The organism is Geminicoccus roseus DSM 18922 (genome assembly GCF_000427665.1).
In the GTDB taxonomy this organism is placed as follows: domain Bacteria; phylum Pseudomonadota; class Alphaproteobacteria; order Geminicoccales; family Geminicoccaceae; genus Geminicoccus; species Geminicoccus roseus.
Window position 1 is genome coordinate 2271584 of the sequence record NZ_KE386572.1, and the last position, 20944, is coordinate 2292527.

At 65.9% G+C, this 20944-nt stretch carries 17 protein-coding genes; 3 read left to right on the top strand and 14 right to left on the bottom strand.

Going from position 1 to position 20944, the window contains the following annotated elements:
- Positions 1–13 precede the first annotated feature (13 nt).
- Genes GEMRO_RS0111640 through GEMRO_RS0111660 form a run of 5 tightly spaced genes read right to left on the bottom strand, consistent with a single transcriptional unit; the run spans position 14 to position 4294 of the window.
- A complete protein-coding gene (locus GEMRO_RS0111640) occupies positions 14–988 on the bottom strand; it encodes a 5-oxoprolinase subunit C family protein (RefSeq protein ID WP_027134123.1) in 975 nt (324 codons plus the stop codon).
- Positions 978–1853 (bottom strand): 5-oxoprolinase subunit B family protein, encoded by an 876-nt coding sequence (locus GEMRO_RS0111645; protein ID WP_027134124.1) that lies wholly within the window; start codon positions 1851–1853, stop codon positions 978–980. Before GEMRO_RS0111645 ends, GEMRO_RS0111640 begins: the two co-directional genes overlap by 11 nt.
- Positions 1854–1856: 3 nt before the next feature.
- Positions 1857–3239, bottom strand: coding sequence for an acetyl-CoA carboxylase biotin carboxylase subunit (locus GEMRO_RS0111650; RefSeq protein WP_027134125.1), 1383 nt, complete (start codon positions 3237–3239; stop codon positions 1857–1859).
- A 6-nt stretch (positions 3240–3245) separates the two neighbouring features.
- Positions 3246–3488 (bottom strand): acetyl-CoA carboxylase, encoded by a 243-nt coding sequence (locus tag GEMRO_RS0111655; protein WP_027134126.1) that lies wholly within the window; start codon positions 3486–3488, stop codon positions 3246–3248.
- A gap of 20 nt (positions 3489–3508) precedes the next feature.
- Entirely contained in the window at positions 3509–4294 is a 786-nt protein-coding gene (locus GEMRO_RS0111660) for a 5-oxoprolinase subunit PxpA (protein WP_027134127.1), read from the bottom strand.
- 238 nt (positions 4295–4532) lie between these two features.
- On the opposite strand from GEMRO_RS0111660, the gene GEMRO_RS0111665 reads away from it, so the two are divergent.
- Positions 4533–6572 carry a hydantoinase/oxoprolinase family protein gene (locus tag GEMRO_RS0111665; protein ID WP_027134128.1) on the top strand — a complete coding sequence of 680 codons (2040 nt, stop codon included), beginning with the start codon at positions 4533–4535 and terminating at the stop codon, positions 6570–6572.
- A 2-nt stretch (positions 6573–6574) separates the two neighbouring features.
- A complete protein-coding gene (locus GEMRO_RS0111670) occupies positions 6575–8536 on the top strand; it encodes a hydantoinase B/oxoprolinase family protein (RefSeq protein WP_027134129.1) in 1962 nt (653 codons plus the stop codon).
- Positions 8537–8588: 52 nt separating this feature from the next.
- On the opposite strand, the gene GEMRO_RS0111675 is transcribed toward GEMRO_RS0111670, so the two are convergent.
- Genes GEMRO_RS0111675 through GEMRO_RS0111695 form a run of 5 tightly spaced genes read right to left on the bottom strand, consistent with a single transcriptional unit; the run spans position 8589 to position 12550 of the window.
- On the bottom strand, positions 8589–8981 hold the full coding sequence (locus tag GEMRO_RS0111675; protein WP_027134130.1) for a hypothetical protein: 393 nt from the start codon (positions 8979–8981) through the stop codon (positions 8589–8591).
- A 32-nt stretch (positions 8982–9013) separates the two neighbouring features.
- Positions 9014–10102 carry a branched-chain amino acid ABC transporter permease gene (locus GEMRO_RS29185; protein WP_051328972.1) on the bottom strand — a complete coding sequence of 363 codons (1089 nt, stop codon included), beginning with the start codon at positions 10100–10102 and terminating at the stop codon, positions 9014–9016.
- Positions 10099–11013, bottom strand: coding sequence for a branched-chain amino acid ABC transporter permease (locus tag GEMRO_RS0111685; RefSeq protein WP_027134131.1), 915 nt, complete (start codon positions 11011–11013; stop codon positions 10099–10101). The genes GEMRO_RS29185 and GEMRO_RS0111685 overlap by 4 nt, the downstream gene beginning before the upstream one ends.
- Positions 11010–11750 carry an ABC transporter ATP-binding protein gene (locus GEMRO_RS0111690; protein WP_027134132.1) on the bottom strand — a complete coding sequence of 247 codons (741 nt, stop codon included), beginning with the start codon at positions 11748–11750 and terminating at the stop codon, positions 11010–11012. The genes GEMRO_RS0111685 and GEMRO_RS0111690 overlap by 4 nt, the downstream gene beginning before the upstream one ends.
- On the bottom strand, positions 11750–12550 hold the full coding sequence (locus GEMRO_RS0111695) for an ABC transporter ATP-binding protein (RefSeq protein ID WP_051328973.1): 801 nt from the start codon (positions 12548–12550) through the stop codon (positions 11750–11752). Before GEMRO_RS0111695 ends, GEMRO_RS0111690 begins: the two co-directional genes overlap by 1 nt.
- Positions 12551–12770: 220 nt before the next feature.
- On the opposite strand from GEMRO_RS0111695, the gene GEMRO_RS0111700 reads away from it, so the two are divergent.
- Positions 12771–13976: an ABC transporter substrate-binding protein gene (locus tag GEMRO_RS0111700; protein ID WP_027134134.1), complete on the top strand. Its 1206-nt coding sequence runs from the start codon at positions 12771–12773 to the stop codon at positions 13974–13976.
- Positions 13977–14047: 71 nt separating this feature from the next.
- On the opposite strand, the gene GEMRO_RS0111705 is transcribed toward GEMRO_RS0111700, so the two are convergent.
- From GEMRO_RS0111705 to GEMRO_RS0111720, 4 genes are read right to left on the bottom strand one after another with little or no spacing between them, the layout of a single operon-like run.
- On the bottom strand, positions 14048–15982 hold the full coding sequence (locus GEMRO_RS0111705; protein ID WP_027134135.1) for a hydantoinase B/oxoprolinase family protein: 1935 nt from the start codon (positions 15980–15982) through the stop codon (positions 14048–14050).
- 16 nt (positions 15983–15998) lie between these two features.
- Positions 15999–18035: a hydantoinase/oxoprolinase family protein gene (locus tag GEMRO_RS0111710; protein ID WP_027134136.1), complete on the bottom strand. Its 2037-nt coding sequence runs from the start codon at positions 18033–18035 to the stop codon at positions 15999–16001.
- Between the two features lie 43 nt (positions 18036–18078).
- Positions 18079–19005, bottom strand: a complete 927-nt coding sequence (locus tag GEMRO_RS0111715; RefSeq protein ID WP_027134137.1) for a branched-chain amino acid--2-keto-4-methylthiobutyrate aminotransferase — start codon at positions 19003–19005, stop codon at positions 18079–18081.
- Positions 19006–19031: 26 nt separating this feature from the next.
- The gene (locus GEMRO_RS0111720) at positions 19032–20843 is read right to left on the bottom strand and encodes a hydantoinase B/oxoprolinase family protein (protein WP_051328974.1); all 1812 of its coding nucleotides are present in this window, start codon (positions 20841–20843) and stop codon (positions 19032–19034) included.
- Positions 20844–20944: the final 101 nt, after the last annotated feature.

The window sequence follows — 20944 nt, forward strand, 5'->3', positions numbered from 1 at the left end:
AGGGGATGATCGACTAGGTGAGCGCTGCCTTGATGGCCTCGATGTTCCTGCGGCGCTCGGCGCGTGCGTCCAGGGCTTCCTCCATGCCCACCTCGACGAAGCGGACGGCTTTGTGCGGCTGGAGCTGGGCGATCTGGTCCATGTCGGCCGAAATCACCGTGCCCAGCATGAAGTAGCCGCCGCCGGACACCGCGTCGCGGTGCAAGACGATGGGTTCGGTGCCGCCCGGCACCTGGATGGAGCCATAGGGATAGCAGGCATCCACGATGTTCGATGGGTCGGAGCCGGCCCCGAAGGGCGGCTCGCGCGGCACGAACTCCAGTGTTGCGCCACCCTTGAAGCGGTAGCCGATACGGTCCGCCTCGGGCGCCACCTTCCAGGTGTCGGCGAAGAACTGCTTGCCGGCGGCCTCGGTGATCCGGTGCCAGTAGAGCCCAGGCAGCATCCGGATCATGGCGGGCTCCGCCACTCCGCGGCGCAAGGCCGGATCGAGGGCGTGTCCCTCTGCCACGCTGCGCTGGGGAGCGCCCACGTCCAGGACATCACCTGCAGCGAGCTTGCGGCCCTGGTGCCCGCCAAGAGCGCCCAGCGCGTAGGTCGAGCGACTGCCCAGGACGACCGGCACGTCGATGCCGCCGGCCACTGCCAGATAGGCCCGCGCTCCCTGCCGCAGGAAGTCGAAGCTGAGTGTCTGGCCGGCCTTGACCTTGATGGCGGTCCAGGTCGGCTGGGCTTGGCCATCGAGCTTGGGCGGCAACTCGGCGCCGGTCACCGCGATCACCGCGTCGTCCTGGAAGACAAGTTCCGGGCCCATGAACACGAGCTCGAGTCCCGCAGCACCCTCGTCATTGCCGACGATCAGGTTGGCAGCGATCAGCGCCTCCTGGTCCATGGCCCCCGACAGCGGGATGCCCAGATGGTAATAGCCCGGCCGCCCCAGATCCTGGACGGTGGTGGCGAGCCCGGGTTTCTTGACCTCAAACGCCATGGAGCAGGCCCTCCATCTTCTTGGTGTAGGTGCCTGGATCGGCCTTGAACTCCTCCAGGGCGAAGCGCGTCTCCCGCACGATCGGGAAGAACCGATGGTCCTCCACCTCGGCCAGCGCCGTGTCGTAGGCCTCTCGGTCGATCGGCTTGTACTTCACGATGTCGCCCGGCTTGAAGAAGACCATGAACTCCCTGAGGTAAGGGGTCTCCTGCCTGGGGTCGTAGATCGGCATCGGGGTGATGCCGAACATCTGATACCCGCCAGCACCCCGCACCGAGTAGATCGCGCCGAAGCAGCCGCCATGCCCGACCGTCAGCTTGGGCGTATCGGTCCGTGGGCGCAGATATTTCGGCGATTCGATCTGCTTGTCGCGCTCCACCATCTGGTAGAGGAACGGCAGGCCCGAGACGAAGCCGACCATGGAAACAAACCATGGTGCGCCGGCATGGGCGGCGATGAAGTCTGCCGTCGAGGCGTAGCCGTTAATCCTGGCGGTATAGGCGATGTCGGTCGAGGACGGGTCCTGGTGGCGCTCGCGGAAGCGCATCTGGGTCTCGTAGGTCCAGGGATCCTCGTAGAAGACGGGCAGCTCGACGATCCGGGTATCGATCTCGGCAGCGCCATGCGTGGCCTGCTCTTCGAGTTTCTTGATCTCGGCCAGCATGTCGGCCGGCTTGATCACATCCGGGTCAAACTTCACCTGGAAGGAGGCGTTGGCCGGACAGATCTCGGTAACGCCCTTGATCCGGCTCTCGCGCACGGCGGTCGTGATCGACAGGCTCTTGAAGAAGGCATCGAGCGACATCTCCTCCTCGACCTCGACGAAGATGTGCTCGTCGCCACCGAACGAATAGCGTGTGGCCATTCCTCACTTGCTCCCTGGTTGTGCGCCGAGCGTCGCCGCATGGGTCTCGAGCCAGTGCTCGAGGAAGTTGGTATCGAACCGTCCGGCCCGCACGTCCGGGTCACGGACGAGCGCCTGGTGCAGCGGCCGGGTGGTAGGCACGCCCTGAACCTCCAGCCCGGACAGGGCCGCTTCGATGCGTGCCAGCGCCTCGTCGCGGCTGGCGCCATGGACGATCAGCTTGCCCAGCAGCGAGTCGTAGAACGGCGGCACCATGTAGCCTTCGAACAGATGGCTATCGAACCGCACGCCCTCTCCGCCAGGCACGACAAGACTGCTGATCAGCCCTGGGGCGGGCATGAAGTTGCGGGCCGGATCCTCGGCATTGATCCGGCACTCGATCGCATGGCCGCTGAGCTTGACCTCCGCCTGGGTGATCGGCAGCGGCTTTCCCTGGGCGATCTCGATCATCAGCGCCACCAGATCGAGACCGGTCACCATCTCGCTGACCGGATGCTCGACCTGGATGCGGGTGTTCATCTCGATGAAGTAGAAGGCGCGCCGCTGCTCGTCGTACAGATATTCAAGCGTGCCTGCGCCGCGATATCCGACGTGGCGGGCAAGCCGCACCGCCGACTCGCAGAGTTCCGCCCGGGTCGCCGGATCCAGGGACGGTGAGGGTGCCTCTTCCCAGACCTTCTGCCGACGACGCTGCAGGGAACATTCCCGTTCGAAGGCATGGATCGCGTCCTTGCCATCGCCCAAGATCTGCACCTCGACGTGACGTGCCTTCTCGATGAACGCTTCCAGATAGACGCCACCGTCGCCGAAGGCAGCCTTGGCCTCGCCCTGGGCGGTGGAGAGCTGCTGCACGAAGTCGGCATCCTCGCGCACGATCCGGATGCCGCGTCCGCCGCCGCCCGCCGATGCCTTGATCAGCAGCGGGAAGCCGATCGCGGCGGCCGCGGCGCGCGCCTCCTCCAGCCCCTCGATCCTGCCCTCGCTGCCCGGCACCACCGGCACGCCCGCCATGGCCGCGGCCCTGCGCGCCTTCACCTTGTCGCCCATCATCGCGATGGTGTCGGGGGTGGGGCCGACGAAGGCGATGCCTTCCGCTTCGACGGCCTGGGCGAACGCCGCATTCTCGGCGAGGAACCCGTAGCCGGGATGGACGGCGCCGGCACCGGTGGCCTTTGCCGCCTCGATGATGTTGGGGATCGCCAGATAGGACTTGGATGCCTGCGGCGGGCCGATCTCCACGGCCTCGTCTGCCAGCCGCACCGGCAGAGAATCCGCATCCGCCTTGCTGTAGGCCTGGATCACCTTCAGGCCCAGGCTCTTGGCGGCCCGGTTGATGCGCAGCGCGATTTCGCCACGGTTGGCGATCAGGATCGAATCGAAGCTCATCGCCGTTCAGCTGCCAAGCTCGACGAGGGGCTGGCCGGGCATGACCGCATCCTCGTCCTCGGCCAGGAACGCCGTGATGGTGCCGGCTTCCTCGGCGACGACCTGGTTGAAGCTCTTCATCACCTCGACGATCCCTACCACGTCGCCCACCGCGACCTGATCGCCGACCTCCTTGAAGGGCGGCTCGTCGGGGGAGGGCTTGCGGTAGAAGGTGCCGGGCAGCGGCGAGAGGATCTGCTTGGGAGCCATGTTCTTCTTCTTTCTGATGGTCAGGAAGCGGCCAGCACCTCAGGCAGCGGGACGACCCGGATCCCGGCATCGTCCAGTGCCTTGCGGATCGCCTTGATGATGTCGAGCGAACCCGGGGTGTCGGAATGGAAGCAGATCGATTCGAACGGAAGCTCGATCGTCTCGCCGTCCACGGTCTCGACAACGCCTTCCTGACAAGCCCGGACCACACGGGCGGCAAGCGCCTGCGGGTCCGGCCGAGCGACCTGGCGGGCGAACACGATCCGTCCGGAGCGGTCGTAGCCGCGATCGGCATAGAACTCGCGCACGTAGGGCTGGCCCTTTTCCTGGGCGATCCGGCAGGTCACTGCTGCGTGCATGCCGTAGGCGGGAAGATCAGGGTCGACCGTGCGCAGCATGTCGATGAACGCCTCGGACAGCGCCTCGTCGACCGCCGAGTCCACCGCCAGCGCGCCGTGCAGCTTGACGTGCTGCACCGGCACGCCATGGCGCCGCGCGAACTCACGCACGGCGCCCATCTGGTAGATCACGTCGTTGATCAGCTCGGCCGGAGGCGCCTTGATCGTGCGCCGGCCGAAGCCCTGGAGGTCGCCGTAGCCCGGATGGGAGCCCAGGCCTACGCCGTGCTGCTTGGCCAGCTGCACCGACCGGTCGATGTGGTTCGGGTCGCCGGCGTGGAAGCCGGCAGCCACGTTGGCGCTGGTGATCAGCGGGTAGAGGGTGGCGTCGTCGGTCTCGCCCAATCGCCAGGCGCCGAACGCTTCTCCCATGTCGCAATTGATGTCGATCTTGCTGCGGTAGGTCAAAGCCCGCCTCCACCCATCATTGGCCCCTCTGTCATGCACGGTCCGTGCCGGACCGTGCTGCATCGTTGCGCGATGTCCTTGGCGGGAAGAATGGAGCGGAAATCGGCGTACGGATAGAGCGGGTTGATGAATGTGTGATCACGATGCACACCATCCCAGCCGAGCGGTCGCCGGACAGGCCGTGGCATGAACGTTGCCCTCAGCTGGCCGGGCAATGACACAGAAGAAGGATTAAGCGATGACAGGTCAGGGCTTGAGGGTCGCCGTGGATATCGGGGGGACGTTCACCGATATCTGCATCCTGGATGAGGCCACCCGGACGCTGCGCGTCTTCAAGACGGCGTCGACCCCCGACCCGATCGACGGCGTCCTCAAGGGGATCGGCGATGCCGGCATCGACTTGGCCGACGTGGTCCTGTTTTCCCATGGCACCACGGTCGCCACCAACGCACTGATCACCCGCCGCCTGCCACCTGCGGCGATGGTGTGCACCGCGGGCTTCCGGGACGTGCTGGAAATCCGTCGTGCCAACAAGGAAGACCTCTGGGACGTCTACAAGGACGTCGCTCCGCCCTACATCCGGCGCCGCGACCGTCTCACTGTGCCGGAGCGGATCGATTCGGATGGCAAGGTCGTCACGCCGCTCGACGAGGATGCCACCCGCGAGGTGGCAAGGGTCCTCTGCGCGCGCGGAGTGTCCGCTGTAGCGGTCTGCTTCATCAACGCGTTCATCAATCCAAGTCACGAACAGCGTGCGAAGGAGATCTTCGAGGAGGAGCTGCCGGGCGTCGCTATCTCGACCTCGTCCGAGGTCCTGCCGGAGATCTTCGAGCACGAGCGCTTCTCCACCACGGTGGTCAACGCGATCCTGCGGCCGGTCGCGGGCGACTATATCGGCCGCCTGAGCGACCGGCTCGCGGAGGGCGGCCTGAAGAGCGACCTTCTCCTGCTGCACTCGGGCGGCGGCGTGATGACCGCCAAGACGGCCAAGGATTTTGCTGGAAGGCTGGCCGGCTCAGGCATCGCCGCGGGTGCGATCGCCAGCCGGCACATCGCCATGCTGTGCGGCTACCAGAACTCGATCGGCGTCGACATGGGCGGCACCAGCGCCGACGTGTCGCTGGTCCATGACGGGGTGAGCCGGGTCACCAAGGACTGGCACATCCAGTTCGGCTACCCGATCCGCTTTCCTTCCATCGAGGTACTGACGATCGGCGCTGGGGGCGGCTCGCTCGCCTGGATCGACGCCGCGGGCGGTCTGCACAACGGCCCGCAGTCGGCCGGCGCCAATCCCGGCCCCTGCTGCTACGGCAACGGCAACCAGGTCCCGACCAATACCGACGCCAACGTGACCCTCGGCCGCCTCGGAACCGACCTCGCCGGTGGCGAGATCCACCTGGAACGTGATCTCGCAGTCAGGAGCGTCGAGACCGGCGTGGCGCAGCCTTTGAAGCTCTCCACCAACGAGGCGGCCAAGGCGATCCTCAGCGTGGCCAACGCCAACATGGCCGATGCGGTCCGGCTGATCTCGATCAGCCGTGGCTACGACCCGCGCGACTTCGCCCTGGTGGCATTCGGCGGGGCCGGTGCCCTGCAGGGTGTGGCGCTGGCCAAGGAACTTTCGATCCCGACCGTGATCGTGCCGCCCAACCCGGGGGTGACCTCGGCGCTAGGCTGCCTCCTGGTCGACATCCGCCACGACCTGGCGCTCAGCTACCTGGCATCGGCCTCCAGCGCGGATGCGGCGGATGTCGAGGCGCGCTTCGCGGAACTGGAGGATCAGGCCCGTGACCGCCTCGCCAGGGATGGCGTGCCGGCGGACGGGATGAGCCTGACCCGCTCGATCGACATGATGTACCAGGGACAGTGGCGCTCGCTGAGCGTGCCGGTTCCCTCGCCGATCACCTCGATCGAGGCGGCGGTGGCGGCGTTCCACGATCTGCACGAGCGCGAGTATAATTTCCGCCGGGACGGGGCGCCGGTCGGGCTGTTCCGCCTGAACCTAGTGGCAGTCGGCACCACGCCGAAAGCCGACCTTGCCGAGCACGAGCTGGGCAAGCCGCTGCCGGAGCCGCGAACTCGCCGCCCGGTCGATTTCGACGAGACCGAGCAGCCGGTGGACACCCCAATCTACTGGCGGCCCAACCTGCCGGCCGGCGCCGACATCCCCGGCCCGGCCATCATCGACCAGCTCGATTCGACCACGGTGGTGCCACCGGGCGTGACCGCGCATGTCGACAAGTGGCTGAACCTCATCCTGAAGATCTCGGAGGCCTGATCATGAGCGAGTTCGGCTCTCTCCATCCCGTCACCTTCGAGGTGCTCAAGAACGCCTACATCACCGCGGTCGACCAGATGGGCGAACAGGTGCTGCGCACCTGCTACTCGTTCGTGATCTTCAACCGCGACTTCTCCAGCGCGCTGCACGACGCCAACGGAGATTCGGTCGCCCAGGGCAATTTCGATATCGCGGTCCATGTCGGGACGCTGCACCTGACGGCGAAAGACGCGATCCGGGTCTTCAAGGACGAGATGAAGCCCGGCGACGTCTACATGGTCAACGACCCCTATGCCGGCGGCACTCACTTCTCCGACGTCCGGGTGATCCGCCCCATCTTTGTCGGCGACGAGGTAATCGCGTTCAGCCAGTCGAACGGCCACTGGTCGGACGTGGGCGGCAGCGTGCCCGGCTCCTTCGATGTGTCGGCCAGGGACATGTTCCGCGAAGGGCTGCGGATCACCCCGGTGCGGATCTTCGACGGCGGCCGGTTCTGCCACGACGTCGCCCACATGATCGCCAACAATACCCGTGATCCGGCCTCGGTGATCGGCGACATGCAGGCGCAGGCCGAGGCCACCCGGGTGGCCGAGCGGGAAATCCTTCGCCTCGTCGACAAGTACGGCAAGGACACCGTGCTGGAAGGCTTCCGCGAAGTGCAGAACTACGTGGAGCGGGCAACCCGCCAGCGCATCGCGGCGCTGCCGGACGGCACCTGGGAAACGGTCGACTACATCGACCGGGACCCCGCCGGCGGCGAGGGCATGATCCCGATCCGGGTGAAGCTCACCATCAAGGGCGACGAGGTCATCTACGACTTCTCCGGCTCGCACGCCTGCATCGGCACGCTCTACAACTCGGCCTTCGGCACGACGTTCTCGGCGGTCGTAGCGGGCATGAAGACCTTTTTCCCCGACCTGCCGCTGAACTCGGGCTTCTACCGGCCGATCAAGATCGTGGCGCCCGAGGACACGATCGTGAACGCGAAGTGGCCGATCGCGGTCACCGGGTTCCTGATGCCGTTCGAGAAGATCATGAACTCGATCTACGAGATCTGGTCGAAGATCATGCCGGAGCGGGCGATCGCCTGCGCGTTCAATCTGGAATACCTGCTGACCGGTGGCAGCGACCGCCGCCATGACGCCAAAAACATCTTCATGTTCTATGACTGGCTGCCCGGAGGCTGGGGCGGGCGCAACGGCAAGGACGGATCCAACGTCACCACCGCCTGCTTCGGCACCGGCCTGATGGCCCAGCCGGTGGAAGGCCAGGAGCGCACCAGCCCGATTCTCTGCCACGAGATGGAGATGGTCACCGATTCCGCTGGTCCCGGCAAATGGCGGGGCGGTGTCGGCCTGCGCAAGACCAGCACGCTGGGCGAGGCCGACAACGTGGTGATCTCCTATATCTGCGATCGCGAGCGTGCGGTCGTGTGGGGTATTGAAGGCGGACTCCCGGCGATGCCGCACGGCCTGGCGCTGCACCGCGGCGGCAAGGATGGCGACAAGGAGTGGCTCGGCACCATCTTCTCCGATGTGCCGATCCGCCAGGGCGACATGTTCACCCGCCCGACCTCGGGCGGCGGCGGGTTCGGCGATCCGCTCACCCGTGATCCGGCGCTGGTCGTGGAGGACGTAGCCGATGACTACGTGTCGATCGAGCGAGCGGCCAAGGATTACGGCGTGGTGATCCGCACGGTCGACAAGGACCGGGCGCTCTACGAGGTCGATGCCGATGCCACGGAGAAGCTCCGGGCGGAGATCCGCACCCAACGGAAAGGCTGGCTGGAGGAGGAGCCGGAGGCGGTGGCGCAGCTCTACCGCGATGGCAAGGTCGACCAATTGGACCTGGTGCGCCGCTACGGCGTGATCCTGGACTGGAGCACGGGCGAACTGGCAGTCAACTCGACCAACCAGTTCCGCGAGATGGTGAAGAAGCGCTCCGCGGCGCACTGGGCGGAGTGAACAGGAAAGGGGCAGGCGGCTGCCTGCCCCGTCATTGCGGGCTGCCTGTCTGTCAGACGTCGATGCCGTAGTCGGCCAGTTCCGGCAGCATCGCCTCGATCACGAAGTCGACGAAGGCCTCCGGCGCGTCCAGGAAGAACTCCCGGTCGGAATAGCTGCCGACCTGTGCCGGCAGGCCCCGGGTCGCCGTCCAGGCGGCCAGTTCCTCCAGGTCCGCCCGCGGCGTGCCGCTCAGGAACGAGACCTGCGAGGAGCGCTTGTCGGTGTCGCGATGGGTGCAGTCGCTCCGGTTGAACTGAAGATCGACGTTGCTGCCCGGCTGGCGCATCCAGATGGCCCGCTCTGTCCGGCGCAGCTCGATGAAGCCGAGCCGTTCGAGGAACATCTCGACGACGATGTCGAAGTAACGCGCATCGACCCGCTGCGCGACGTGATTGAACTTCATGGGGGCGACACCTCCGTCTCTTGGCATCCGGCTCAGCTTCCGGCCGCGGCCTCCCGCCGCGCAAGCGATTGCTCGCCGGCGGTGTCGCGTCCACTGCGGCCCGGCCACGGCAGACGCAGCTCCTTCGAGCCGGTGAGGCCGGCCGGCATGAAAATCAGAATCAGCGCCATGCCGATGCCCAATGCGATTTCCTGCGAACCCTCGGGCAGCGCGAAGGTGGAAGCGCCGACGGCGACTCCCGCCTCGAGGTAGCGGAAGAACTCCACGAAGACCGTCACCGCCAGCACGCCGACCACCGCGCCAGTGACGCTGCCCATGCCGCCGATGATCAGCATGGCGAGCGTGATGAAGGTCAGCTGCAGATAGAACATGTCGACGGTCACCACGCCCAGGAACTGTGCGTAGAGCGTTCCGCCCAGGCCCACGACGAAGGCGGAGAGGACGAAGGCTGCCAGCCGGACCCGCACGATGCTGATCCCTGAAGCCTTGGCGGCGACCGGATCGTCGCGGGTCGCCCGGAGCATCAGGCCGAACCTGGAGCCCTTGAACCAGAACGCGATCACGATCGAGACCAGGGCGAAGGCCAGGCCGATCCAGGGATCCACTACCGTCGGAATGCCGATGATCGAGCTGACCCCGGCGGTTACCGACTCCCAGTTGGAGTAGATGTTGTTGACGATCGCCAGGAAGGCAAAGGTGGCGATCGAGGCGGCGATGCCGGACAGCCGCATGATCGCCGCCCCGAACACCAGCGCCACCAGGGCCGCCAGGACAGCGCCGCCGGCCACCGCCACCAGGAACGGGTACTGGTTCTCCTGCAGGAACACTGGCAGGCCGGTGAGCATCAGCTGCTTCCACATCGGGTTGCAGGTGGCCCAGGCGGCGACATAGGCGGCGATGCACATGAAGCCGATATGGCCGAAGGACACGACACCGGAATTGCCGATGAAGATCGACAGCCCGACCACCACGGTCAGGCGGATCAGCGCCTCGGTGATCGTCAGGCTCATGTCCTCGCCGCCCAGGAAGGCGGTGACCGCGGTGATCGCGGTCAGGCCCACCAGGAGAGCCAGGACGGACAGCACGGCTCGGGTGCTGCGGGTCGTGGAGGACTGGGTCATACGCGCTCCACGAGGGCTTTGGTAGGAACGAGGCCGCTGGGGCGGACGAGGAGCATCAGGATGACGATGCCGAACACGAAGGAATCGCGGAACGGCCGGAGTTCGTCGGGCAGGTAGGCCTGCAGGAACACGGCGGTGAACGCGACGGCGAAGCCGCCGGTGGCGGCGCCGATCAGGCTGCCCATGCCGCCGACCACCGTGGCGATGAAGGCGAACAGCATGAGCTGCACGCCCATGGTCTGGCTGAGCGTGCCGGTCTGGGACAGGAGGAGAAGCGAGGCCACCGCCGCAAGCACGCCGGACAGGGCGAAGGCCAGCCCGATCACGATGTTGCCGCGCACGCCGAGATAGCGGGCCATTTTAAAGTCCTCAGCGGCGGCGCGCATCTGGATGCCCAGCGAGGTGCGCTTCAGGAGCAAGGTGAGCGCCGCCATCAGGACGACGGTGGCGACGATCGTCACGATCTGCAGCAAGGGAATGCGCAGGTCGCCAAGCTGGATCTGGTAGTTCAGGTTGGACCACAGATCGATGCTCTTCGGCCGCGAGCCATAGAACATCAGGATCAGGTTCTGGATCACGAAGCTGACCGCGAACGAAGAGATCATCAGGGTCGATGGATCGGCGCGTCGGACGTGCCGGAACACCAGGAAGTCGGAAAGCAGGGCGGCGACGACCACGATCAGCGCCACCACCAAGACCACCAGGAACCAGGGCCACGAGCCGATGAACAGGGTGGCGACCGCCTCGGTGGACGGGATGATCAGGGCATAGGCGCCAAGGGTGATCAGGTCGCCATAGGCGAAGTTGATCAGCCGCAGGATGCCGAACAGAAGGCCGATGCCCAGGGCCGCCAGCGCGTAGAGGCTGCCGAGCGACAAGGCGTCAATGAAGGTCTGGGCAAAGTTGATCATGCCGCTGCCTCCTTGTCGGCCTGAGCCTCGTCGAAGCCGAAATAGGCGCTGGCAATCGCCTCGCCGTCCTGCAGGTCGGCAGTGGCGCCGTGCAGGAGAATGCGTCCGTTGCGCAGGACATAGATGCGATCGCTGAACTTCAGCATCCGGTCGGAACTCTGCTCGTTGATCAGGAGGGTGAGGCCTCGCTCGCGCCGCAGGGCCAGGAGCGTGTCATAGACGGTGTCCACGATCATCGGGGCCAAGCCCAGCGACGGCTCGTCGACCAGCAGCAACCGCGGCCGGGTCATCAGGGCCCGGGCGATCACGAGCATCTGCTGCTCGCCCCCGGAAAGCCGGCCGGCTGGCTGCCGCCACCGCTCCTTCAGGCGCGGGAAGTAACCCAGAAGCTGCTCGGTATCCTGCGCGACATGCCGCCGGTCACTCATGGTGAAGGTGCCGATCAGCAGATTTTCCTCGACCGTCAGCGTGCCGAACACGTGCCGTCCTTCAGGGACCAGAGAGATCCCAAGCCGTGCGATGTTCTCCGGACGCATGCCCACGAGCCGCCGGCCATCGAAGGTAATCTGGCCGCGAGCCGGCGAGACGCCGCCGGCGATGGCGGCCATCAGCGTGGACTTGCCAGCACCGTTCGGACCTACCACGCAGACCGCCTCGCGTTCCTTCACGGCGACCGATACCCCAGCGAGAGCGGTCGTACCGCCATAGCTGACCGCTAGATCCTGGACCTCCAGCATCAGTGATGAGCCTCCGAATGCTCGAGCTGCCGCTCGCTTTCGCCGCCCAGGTAGGCGTGGATCACGGCTTTGTCGTTCTTGATCTCTTCGGGTGTGCCTTCGGCAATGGTGCGACCGCTGTCCAGCACGTGGATCCGGTCGCAGGTGCCCATGACCATGCGCATGTTGTGCTCAATCAGGAGGATGCCGCAACCGAACGTGCCCGGGATCGCGAGCACGATCCGGGAGAGTTCGTCGCATTCCGCGTCCGACATGCCGGCCGCCGGCTCGTCGAGCAGGATGAAGGCTGGTCCCAGCATCAGGGCCCGGGCGATGCCAACGCGGCGCTCGTCCGTGTAGGCAAGACCTCCCGCCATGACGTCCGCCTTGTCGGCCAGGCCGATCCACTGGAGCATTTCCACCGCCAGGCGGTGCGCCTGGCGCCGGCCCAGGCCCATCCCGTTGGCGGTGACCTCCACGTTCTCGGTCACCGAGAGATGCTTGAACAGCCGCCCCGCCTGGAAGGTGCGGGCGACCCCTCGATGACGGAAATGCTCTGCCGTCCAGCCATGGGTGCTGACGCCGCCGAGCAGGATGCGGCCTTCGGTGGGAGCCTGGAATCCGGTGAGACAGTTGACGAGGGTCGTCTTGCCCGCGCCGTTTGGCCCGATCAGGCCTAGGATCTTCTCCCGTTCCAGGTGCAGGGTGACACCGCCTATGGCGGTGAGACCGCCAAACTGGACCGAAATCCCTTCTGCCTTGAGGCTGGCGGCCTCCGATCGTTCGACGCCCGGGGCGCTCTTGGAAGGTACGGTGGTCATTTAGGTGCCAACCCGCTCCGCTTGTGATCACACTGGTGCTTAAGGGATCAGTTGCCGTGGCAGAAGCCAGGAAATACCGCTTGTCATCGGGGAGCAAGAAGCGTGCAATCCGTGGGCAAGCGGCCTGTCAGGAATGGCCCTCAAGCGCTGGTACGGCTCTTGCTGCCGTCCAGCCCGTGGCCTTTCCGGCGGAAGCCGCGACAATTGGGGGGAGCAGAGCATGCTCAGCACTAGGATCCTGAGCGCAGTCGCGTTCGGCGCTGCACTGACCATGGGAGCAACGTCTCCGCAGGCAGCCGAGGACGACATCGTCCTGGGCTTCGCCGTCGCCGAATCCGGCATGATGGCGGCCTACGACAGCGATTCCATGAAGATGGCAAAGCTGTGGATGGAGGAGCAGAACGAGAAGGGCGGGCTCCTCGGCAAGAAGCTCACCCAGGTGACTGCGGACACCAAGTCCGACCGCGTCGAGGGTGCCAAGGCCGGGCAGCGCGTCCTGCGTGAGGGCGCTGACCTGGTGTTTGCCACGTGCGACTATGATTATGGCGCGCCGGCGGCCCTGCAGGCGCAGCAGGCGGAGGTCATCTCCGTGTTCCTGTGCGCGGGCGATCCGAAAGCCGGGGTGATGGGCGTCGGCCCCTATTCCTTCACCTCCTCCAACGCGGCGCAGGTCGAGGGTGCCACGCTTGCCGAGTGGGGCATGGAGAAGAAGGGCTTCAAGACCGCCTATCTGCTGCTTGACGAGACACTGGAGTACAACAAGTCGGCCTGTGCCGGCTTCGAGTGGGCATTCCCCAAGGTCGGGGGCGAGATCGTCGGCCAGGATGTCTTCAAGGGCAGCGACGCCTCGATCGCCTCGCAGATCACCCGCTACCGCTCGGTGGCTGCCGAGAAGCCGGTCGACGTGTTCGTGCTGTGCTCGTCGATGCCCGGTGCCGGAAGTGCGCTGCGCCAGATCCGCGCGGCCGGCATCGACATCCCGGTGTTCGGCTCGCAGTCGATGGACGGTCTGTACTGGCAGGACGCCGTGCCCGGCCTGACCGACTTCTACGTGCCGATCCAGGCCTCGTCCTATGGCGATGACCCGCGTCCCGAGGTCAACGAGCTGACCAAGCGCTTCGAGGAGATGTACGGGTCGCCGCCGGCCAGCCAGTACGCCTACCCGATCTATGCCTGGCTGGAACTGTGGGCCAAGGCCGTGGAGAAGGCTGGCACCACCGACGCCAAGGAAGTCGTCGATGTGATGAACACCTACAAGGACGAGCCGACCCTGCTCGGGCCCAGGACGTTCACACCCATGCTGCACATCCAGGACCAGCCGCTTGAACTGATCGCCATGGTCGGCAGCGGCAAGGGCGAGGTGATCGACCAGTGGCGCATTTCCGAGCCCGTCCCGCAGGAGGTGCTCTACCGCCTGAAGAAGTGAGCTTCCGCTCCTGAAAAGAAACGCCCCCGCCGGCTGGCGGGGGCGTTTGCATCTGGACGCTGCCTGTCCCGCTATTCGGTCAGGCCATAGAAGCGGCGCGCCGCTTCCTGGCTGACAAAGCCTTCCGCCACATCCTGGAGCACCGCCTCACGATCTCGTTGCAGGGGATCGCCGTAGCCACCGCCGCCAGCCGTCACGAGTTGGATGCGATCACCAGGCTCGAACACCACGTTCGCGTACTTGCTGCTCGACACCTTGTTGTTGGTCTCGCGCACGGTGGTCCAGGTCTCGGTTCCCGCCTTCATGATCCTGGTACCGCCCGCAGCGCCGCGCTCGCCGCCGAACAGCGGGAAGGGCCCGGTCTCGTGGCGGTCGCTGCACTGCGAGCCGGTGATCGGCACGGTGGTGACGAAGAGCGTGCGCTTGAAGCCGAGGCCGCCGCGCCACTGCCCGGCGCCCCCGGAATCCTGGACAAGCTCGCAGTTCTCGACGCGCAGGGGAAAGCGGGTCTCGAACACCTCGGTCGGATTGAAGCGACAGTTGCCGTTGATGGCGTTGACGGTGTTATTGCCGTCATGACCTTTCCGGCCACCCCAGCCGCCCGACATGATATCGTAGCAGGCGAAGTACTCGTCATGGTCGGGATGGTCGCCGCCGAACACGAAGTTCGTGCTGGTCCCCGATTCCGAGGCCATCGCGCGGTCCGGCGTGCAACCGGACATGGCGCCGATCACGATGTCGGCCAGGCGCGGATGGGTCTCGGTGTTGCCGGCGACCAACGGGCCCGGGTAGTCGACGTTGGTGACATGCCCTGGAGGCGAGATCACCCGGATGGGCCGGAAGCATCCAGAGTTCTTCGGGATCGAGGCGTCGGTGACGTGCAGGATGCCATTATAGGTGGCGCCCGTGGTCACGCCGAGCGTGGCATTGATCGGACCCCTAGCCTGCTTGGAACTGCGGCCGAAGTCGGCCACGATCTCGTCGCCATGCAGATGAAGGTCGACGGCGATCTCATAGGGCGTGTTGGTGATGCCGTCGTTCTCGATCACGTCCTCGAAGGAATAGACGCCGTCCGCAAAGGCGGCGATCTCTGCCCGCATCCGCCGCTCGGCATAGTCCATCAGGTCTTCGCAGGTCTGCTTGAAGACGTCCTTGCCGTATTTCTTGACGATCTGGACGATCCGGTCGACGCCTAGATCCACGGAGCCGATCATGGCGCGCAGGTCGCCGTAGGACTGCCGGGGCGTGCGGGTGTTGGCGAGGATCAGCTTCCAGACTTCCTCGACATCCTCGCCCTTCTTCATGATCTTCACCGGGGGTACGCGCATGCCCTCGTGGAAGATCTCGGTGGCCTCGCCGCAGAAGGCACCCGGCACCATGCCGCCGATCTCGGCGATGTGACCGATGCAGACGGCAAAGCCCAGGAGCTCGCCATCCACGAAGAACGGCTTGAAGAAGGTGTGCTCGGGGCAGTGGAGGCCGCCGCGGTAAGGGTCATTGTGCAGGAGGATGTCTCCTTCGGACAGGGTCTCGAAGGGGATCTCCTGGGCGCAAGTCTTGATGAGCAGCGGCATGCCGCCGATCATGGTGGGGCAGAACTCGGCGCAGGCGATCATGTCGCCCTTGGCGTCAGCCAGCGCACAGGTGAAGTCGAGGCCCTCGTTGAAGATCGTCGAGTACGACGTCTTCATGAGCAGGATGCCCATCTCCCGGCAGATCGACACCATGGTCGAATCCAGGATGTTCATGTTGACCATGTCGAGCGGGGCCAGGCGCTCGTGCTTGGTCGGGTAGGCCGCTTCGAACGGCAGCTTCGGCTGGACGATCGGCATGATCGGGTCGTCCTCGCCCTTTGCCCGCCGCTCGGTCCACTCCACGCACCAGGGCGAGCAGAACAGGCCCTTGGGACCGGGCCCGGTGCGCTCCCCCTCGCCATAGACGAGCAGGCCGCAGCAGGCGCACTTGTTGTACTTCTCGACGTAGAAGCCGTTCTCGGACATGCGCATTGGGGAGGTGTCCTTCTCAGGCCTTGATCGTGTCGATGAGGAGATGGCCGTAGTCGTCGACCGTGAGCCGCTGACCGGGGCAGACGACAGTAACCGAGGCGGCTTCCTCGACGATCACCGGGCCGTCGAGGACATGGCCGGCGCGCAGCATGTCGCGATCGTAAACCGCTACGTCGAAGCGGCCCTGGGCATAGCCGACACTGCGCCGGCTGGTCGGCACGGGCGGGCCCATCGCCTTGTCGAGCCTGGGTACGTCGGGCACCGCCGAGTTGGAGATCGCGGTCACCCCGAAATTGACGATCTCGATGATCTCGCCCTTGGTGTTGAAGCCGAAACGCGCCTTGTGCGCATCATGGAAGGCCTGCCACAGCCGCTCGATGTCCGCGCTGGGCGAAAGCGCATCCGCGTCGACCGTCAGCTCCAGCTCATAGTTCTGCCCGAGATAACGCATCTCCAGGCTGCGCGAGACCCTGATCTCGTCGGTGAAGCCCTGCCCGGTGAGCTGGCCGGTGGCCTCTTCCACCAGCGACGTCATGATCGCCGCTGCCTTCTCCTTGTCGAAGCGGTTGCTGGTGAGCTGTGCCGTGCGCTGCCGGTCGACCCGGGCCTGGGTCATGATGAACCCGTAGGCGGAGAACTGGCCCGGATGGTTCGGGACGATGCCGCGCGGAATGCCCATCTCGCTCATCAGTTCCCCCACATGGAGCGGTCCTGCGCCGCCAAACGTGCACAGGGTGAAATCGCGCGGGTCGAGGCCGCCCTCGATCAGCACCGACCGGAGGGCGCCCACCATGTTGCTGTTGGCGATCCGCACGATCGCCAGCGCGGTCTGGTCGACGTCCTGGCCCAGCGCCTCGGCGACGCCAGTCACGGCCTTGCGGGCGCGCTCGACGTCCAGCCGCATCCGCCCGCCCAGGAAGTTGCCTGGATCAATCCGCCCAAGCAGCACGTTGGCGTCGGTGACGGTCGGCAGATCGCCCTTGCCATAGCAGGCGGGACCAGGATTGGCCCCGGCACTCTGCGGCCCGACCCGGAGCATGCCGCCTTTGTCGATCCAGGCGATCGAGCCGCCGCCGGCGCCGATCGTGCGGATGTCGATGATCGGGATCTGGATCGGCACGCCCCACTCGATCTCGAACGCCGTGGTGAAGCGCTCCTGGCCGTCCAGGATCACCGAGACGTCGGTGGAGGTACCCCCCATGTCGAGCGTGACGAGATGGTCGATGCCGGTCAGCCGCGCCACGTGGCGGCTGGCGATGACGCCGCCGGTGGGGCCGGAGACCACCAGGTTGACCGGCGCCTCGGCGGCGGCGTCGAGGGTCATCTCGCCGCCATTCGACTTGATGACGACGGTGGGCGCCTTGAAGCCGGCCTCGTCCAGCCGCTTGCGCATCGAGCCCATCTGCCGGCTTACCACCGGCTTCAGGTAGGCATCGGCGAGCACGGTGGAGGCGCGCTCGTACTCCTTCCACTTCGGCAGGACCTCGTAGGAGATCGAGATCGGCATGTCCGGGAGGACTTCCGTCAGGATCTGCTTGATGCGCTGCTCGTGGGAAGGATTGAGGTAGGAGAACAGAGTGCAGACCGCGACCGCCTGGATCTCCGTGGTGGCGGCGATCGTCTCACCCAGGGCGCGGACCTCCGCCTCGTCCAGGTCCTTCAGGACATTACCGTAGGCATCGATCCGCTCGTCCAGCTCGAAGCAGTGCCGGCGCTTGGCCAGCGGGTTCGGCTTCACCCAGCTCGCGTCGTAATGGTACTTGCGGTTGCCGCGCTGGACGAAGATGACGTCCTTGAAGCCCTTGGTGGTGACATAGGCGACTGTGGCGCCCTTCCGCTCCAGGATCGCGTTGGTGGCGACCGTGGTGCCGAGGCGGATGTGCTCGACGGCGGCGTCGCTCTCCTTGTAGCGGCCAAGGCCGCCAATGATGCCGACGACCGGGTCGGTCGGGGTGGAAAGCTCCTTCCAGACCTCGACCTTCTGCTTGTCGCGGTCGTAGGCGACGAAGTCGGTGAACGTGCCACCGACGTCGATCCCGAGGGCATGGCTCATCTTGTTCGTTCTCCTTGCCGGACAGGCGGCATCCGGAAGTGGATCAGGATTTCAGGTCGTAGTCGATCGGCGTGGCGTGCCATCCCTGCCGGCGCTTCTCCCAGAAGGTCTCGCGCAGCCTGGCCGAGATGGGCCCCGGGCGGTCGTTGCCGAGAATGCGCGAGCCCAGCCGGCTGGCGGGCATGATGCCGCCGGCGGTGGTGGAGAACAGGATTTCGTCGGCTTCCTCGAGTTCGGCTCGCGGGATCGGGCGGATCTCGAACGGGATGCCGAGTTCCTGGCAGAGTTCCTGGACCGATTTGCGGGTGATCCCCTCCAGGGCGCCCTGGGGCGGGCTGACCACGGTGCCGTTGATCACGGCGAAGGCGTTGTAGCCGGGGCCTTCCGTCAGGTAGCCCTGATGATCAAGCAGCACGGCCGTGTCAAAGCCGGCGTCGTGCGCCTCGAACAGGGCGGCCGTAAGATCGCCCCAGTGAAAGTTCTTCACGGTCGGATCGACCGAATCCGGCGGTATGCGCGGCGTCCTGGCGATCATCGCGTGCACCCCCCGAGCCTGCTGCTCTTCGGTGAACAGCCACACCCAGGGGATCGCGAAGCAGATCAGGTAGGCGCGGCCATAAGCCGGATGATAGGGCAATCCTGGCGCTGGTTTGCCGCGTGCGCAGTCCATAGCGACATAGGCTTCCTTGAGCCCGCTTCGCTGGACGAGCCTGGTCAGGATTCCCTTGATGTCCTCGTCGCTCTCTTCCGGCTTCAGGCGAAGCTTGTCCATCGAGCGGCGAAACCGCGTGACATGGTCGTCCAGGCGGAAGAACGCGCCGAAATAGACGCCGACCACGTCATAGGTGACATCGGAGCGCCGGTAGCCCCAGTCGGTGACAGGGATCCGGGCTTCCTTGATCGGTACGATCTGACCGTCGACATAGGCAGCGCCGGCTGACCAGTCGATGGAGGGAGAGGGGCTTTCCATGGCTCGGGCTCCTAAAGGCGAATGGCTCAGGCAGCCATCTGCTGGCGGAGGCTGGCGGTTGCGCTTTGGTCGACAGTCAGCGAGGAGCCGTTGCCGGTCAGGACCACCCCGTAGACTTCGCGGGCGCGCTCGACCGATACCCAGCCCTCGCGCACGTCGTGCAGCACGCGCTGGACATCGCGGTGCAGTGGCGAGCCGTAGCCGCCGCCCCCGGAGGACCTGGACACCACATATTCCCCGGGCTCCAGCTTCACGCCGTAGCAGGCAGGCAGTTCCGTCAGGGAGCCATTGAGCTCGCGCTTGTGGGCCTGCGACAAGGCGCCCGGCCCTCCGCCCCGGGTGCCGGCGGCCGGATTGATCGTGCCGTCGGCGGTGTACAGGACTTCCATCGTGCAGCCGTCGATCGGCCCGAACTCCGCATAGGCGGAGGGTGCGCCCCGGAACTCGCCGGCGCCCTCCGTGTCGGCAAGCAGGCAGCGGCGACGCACGAAGACCGGATGGTGCAGTTCGTCGACCTCGATGCTGTCCTGCCGGCAAAGCCCGGCGTTGCCGACGTGGATGATCGACAGGAAGCCGTCGGTCACCGGGGTGCCTGCCCCGCCCGTGGTGCCCAGGAAGATCTGGTTGACGAACGCGGCCCCGTCATGCCGCGGGTCCTTGCCGGAGATCACGCCCATGGCAGGGGGCATGATCGGACCGGTATCGGCCATGCCATAGCCAGGGGCGATCTCCGCGATCGCACGCTGTACCGGGTTCGAAACCCGGTCGGCGAGGTTGGTGGTGGCAACGGAGCAGGAATGGGGGTGGCGCGGGATGCCGACCACGCAGTTCTCGCGCAGGAGCACATCGACCCGCCGGAAGCTGCCGGCATTGGCGGGCACGGTGTGGTCGAGGATGCCGTTGTAGATGCCGACCATGGCAGCGGTCCGCGCGCAGCCTTCCGACAGGTTCAGGCCGCAGGGCTGGCAGTCGATGTTGTCGCGCAGATCGACCACGATCTTGCCGGCCTGGGCATCGATCTGCATGTCGACCTTGACCGGGATCCCGTCCGGCACGCCGGGGAAGGGGTCGTGCGCCGAGTGGACCGTGACCCTGCCGGAAGGCAGGCGACCGATCGCGTCGATCATCTTCCTTTCGGAATAGTCGAACCAGCCTTCGGCATATTGCTCGAGCGTGTCCCAGCCGACCTCCTTGCCGAGTTCCAGCAACTCGCGCTCGCCGATCCGCACCGCTCCAAGCGTCGCCAGATAGTCGCCCCACCACTGCTCGGGCACCCGGATGCGCGCCTTGCACATCCGGATCAGGTCGTTGTTGTCCTGATAGCCCGACTGGATCTTGGCGGCCGAGAAGATCAGGGCGCCTTCCTCGTACACGTCCTTGGCGTGGCCCATGTAGGTTGTCGGCCGCGAGTTCCCGCAATCCGCCTGATGGGCCTTGGCCAGCACGAAGAAGCGTACGATGCCGGCATCGTCGACCACGGGCACGATCAGGCAGTGATCGGCAGGATGGGAATCGCCCTCGTAAGGACTGTTGTGAAGGAAGCAGTCGCCGGCCTTCAGCTCCGGATGATAGTGACGCACCGTCCTGCACATGATGTCCGGACCGATCAGGGTGTGGATCGGCAGGCTCTCCGCGGTGGCCAGCAGGTCGCAGTCGGCGGTCAGGATCACGCAGGAGAAGTCGTGCGCGGTGTTGAGCACGCCGGAACGGGCGGTCCGGAACAGGGTGTTCTGCATCTTGCGGGCGATGCTCTCCATCCGGTTGGAGATGATCGCCATCCGGACGCCTTCGCGTGCCCAGCCCGGGCGGTTGTCGGCAACGGTTTCGTTCGAATCCATCGGACCTATCCCTTCCGTCCTGGGGCACGGCTTGTCGTGAGGCGCAGGCTTGCGGCGCTGCAGCCCGGTCCCGGCAGCTTGCACCGGTGGTCCCGCCTGCT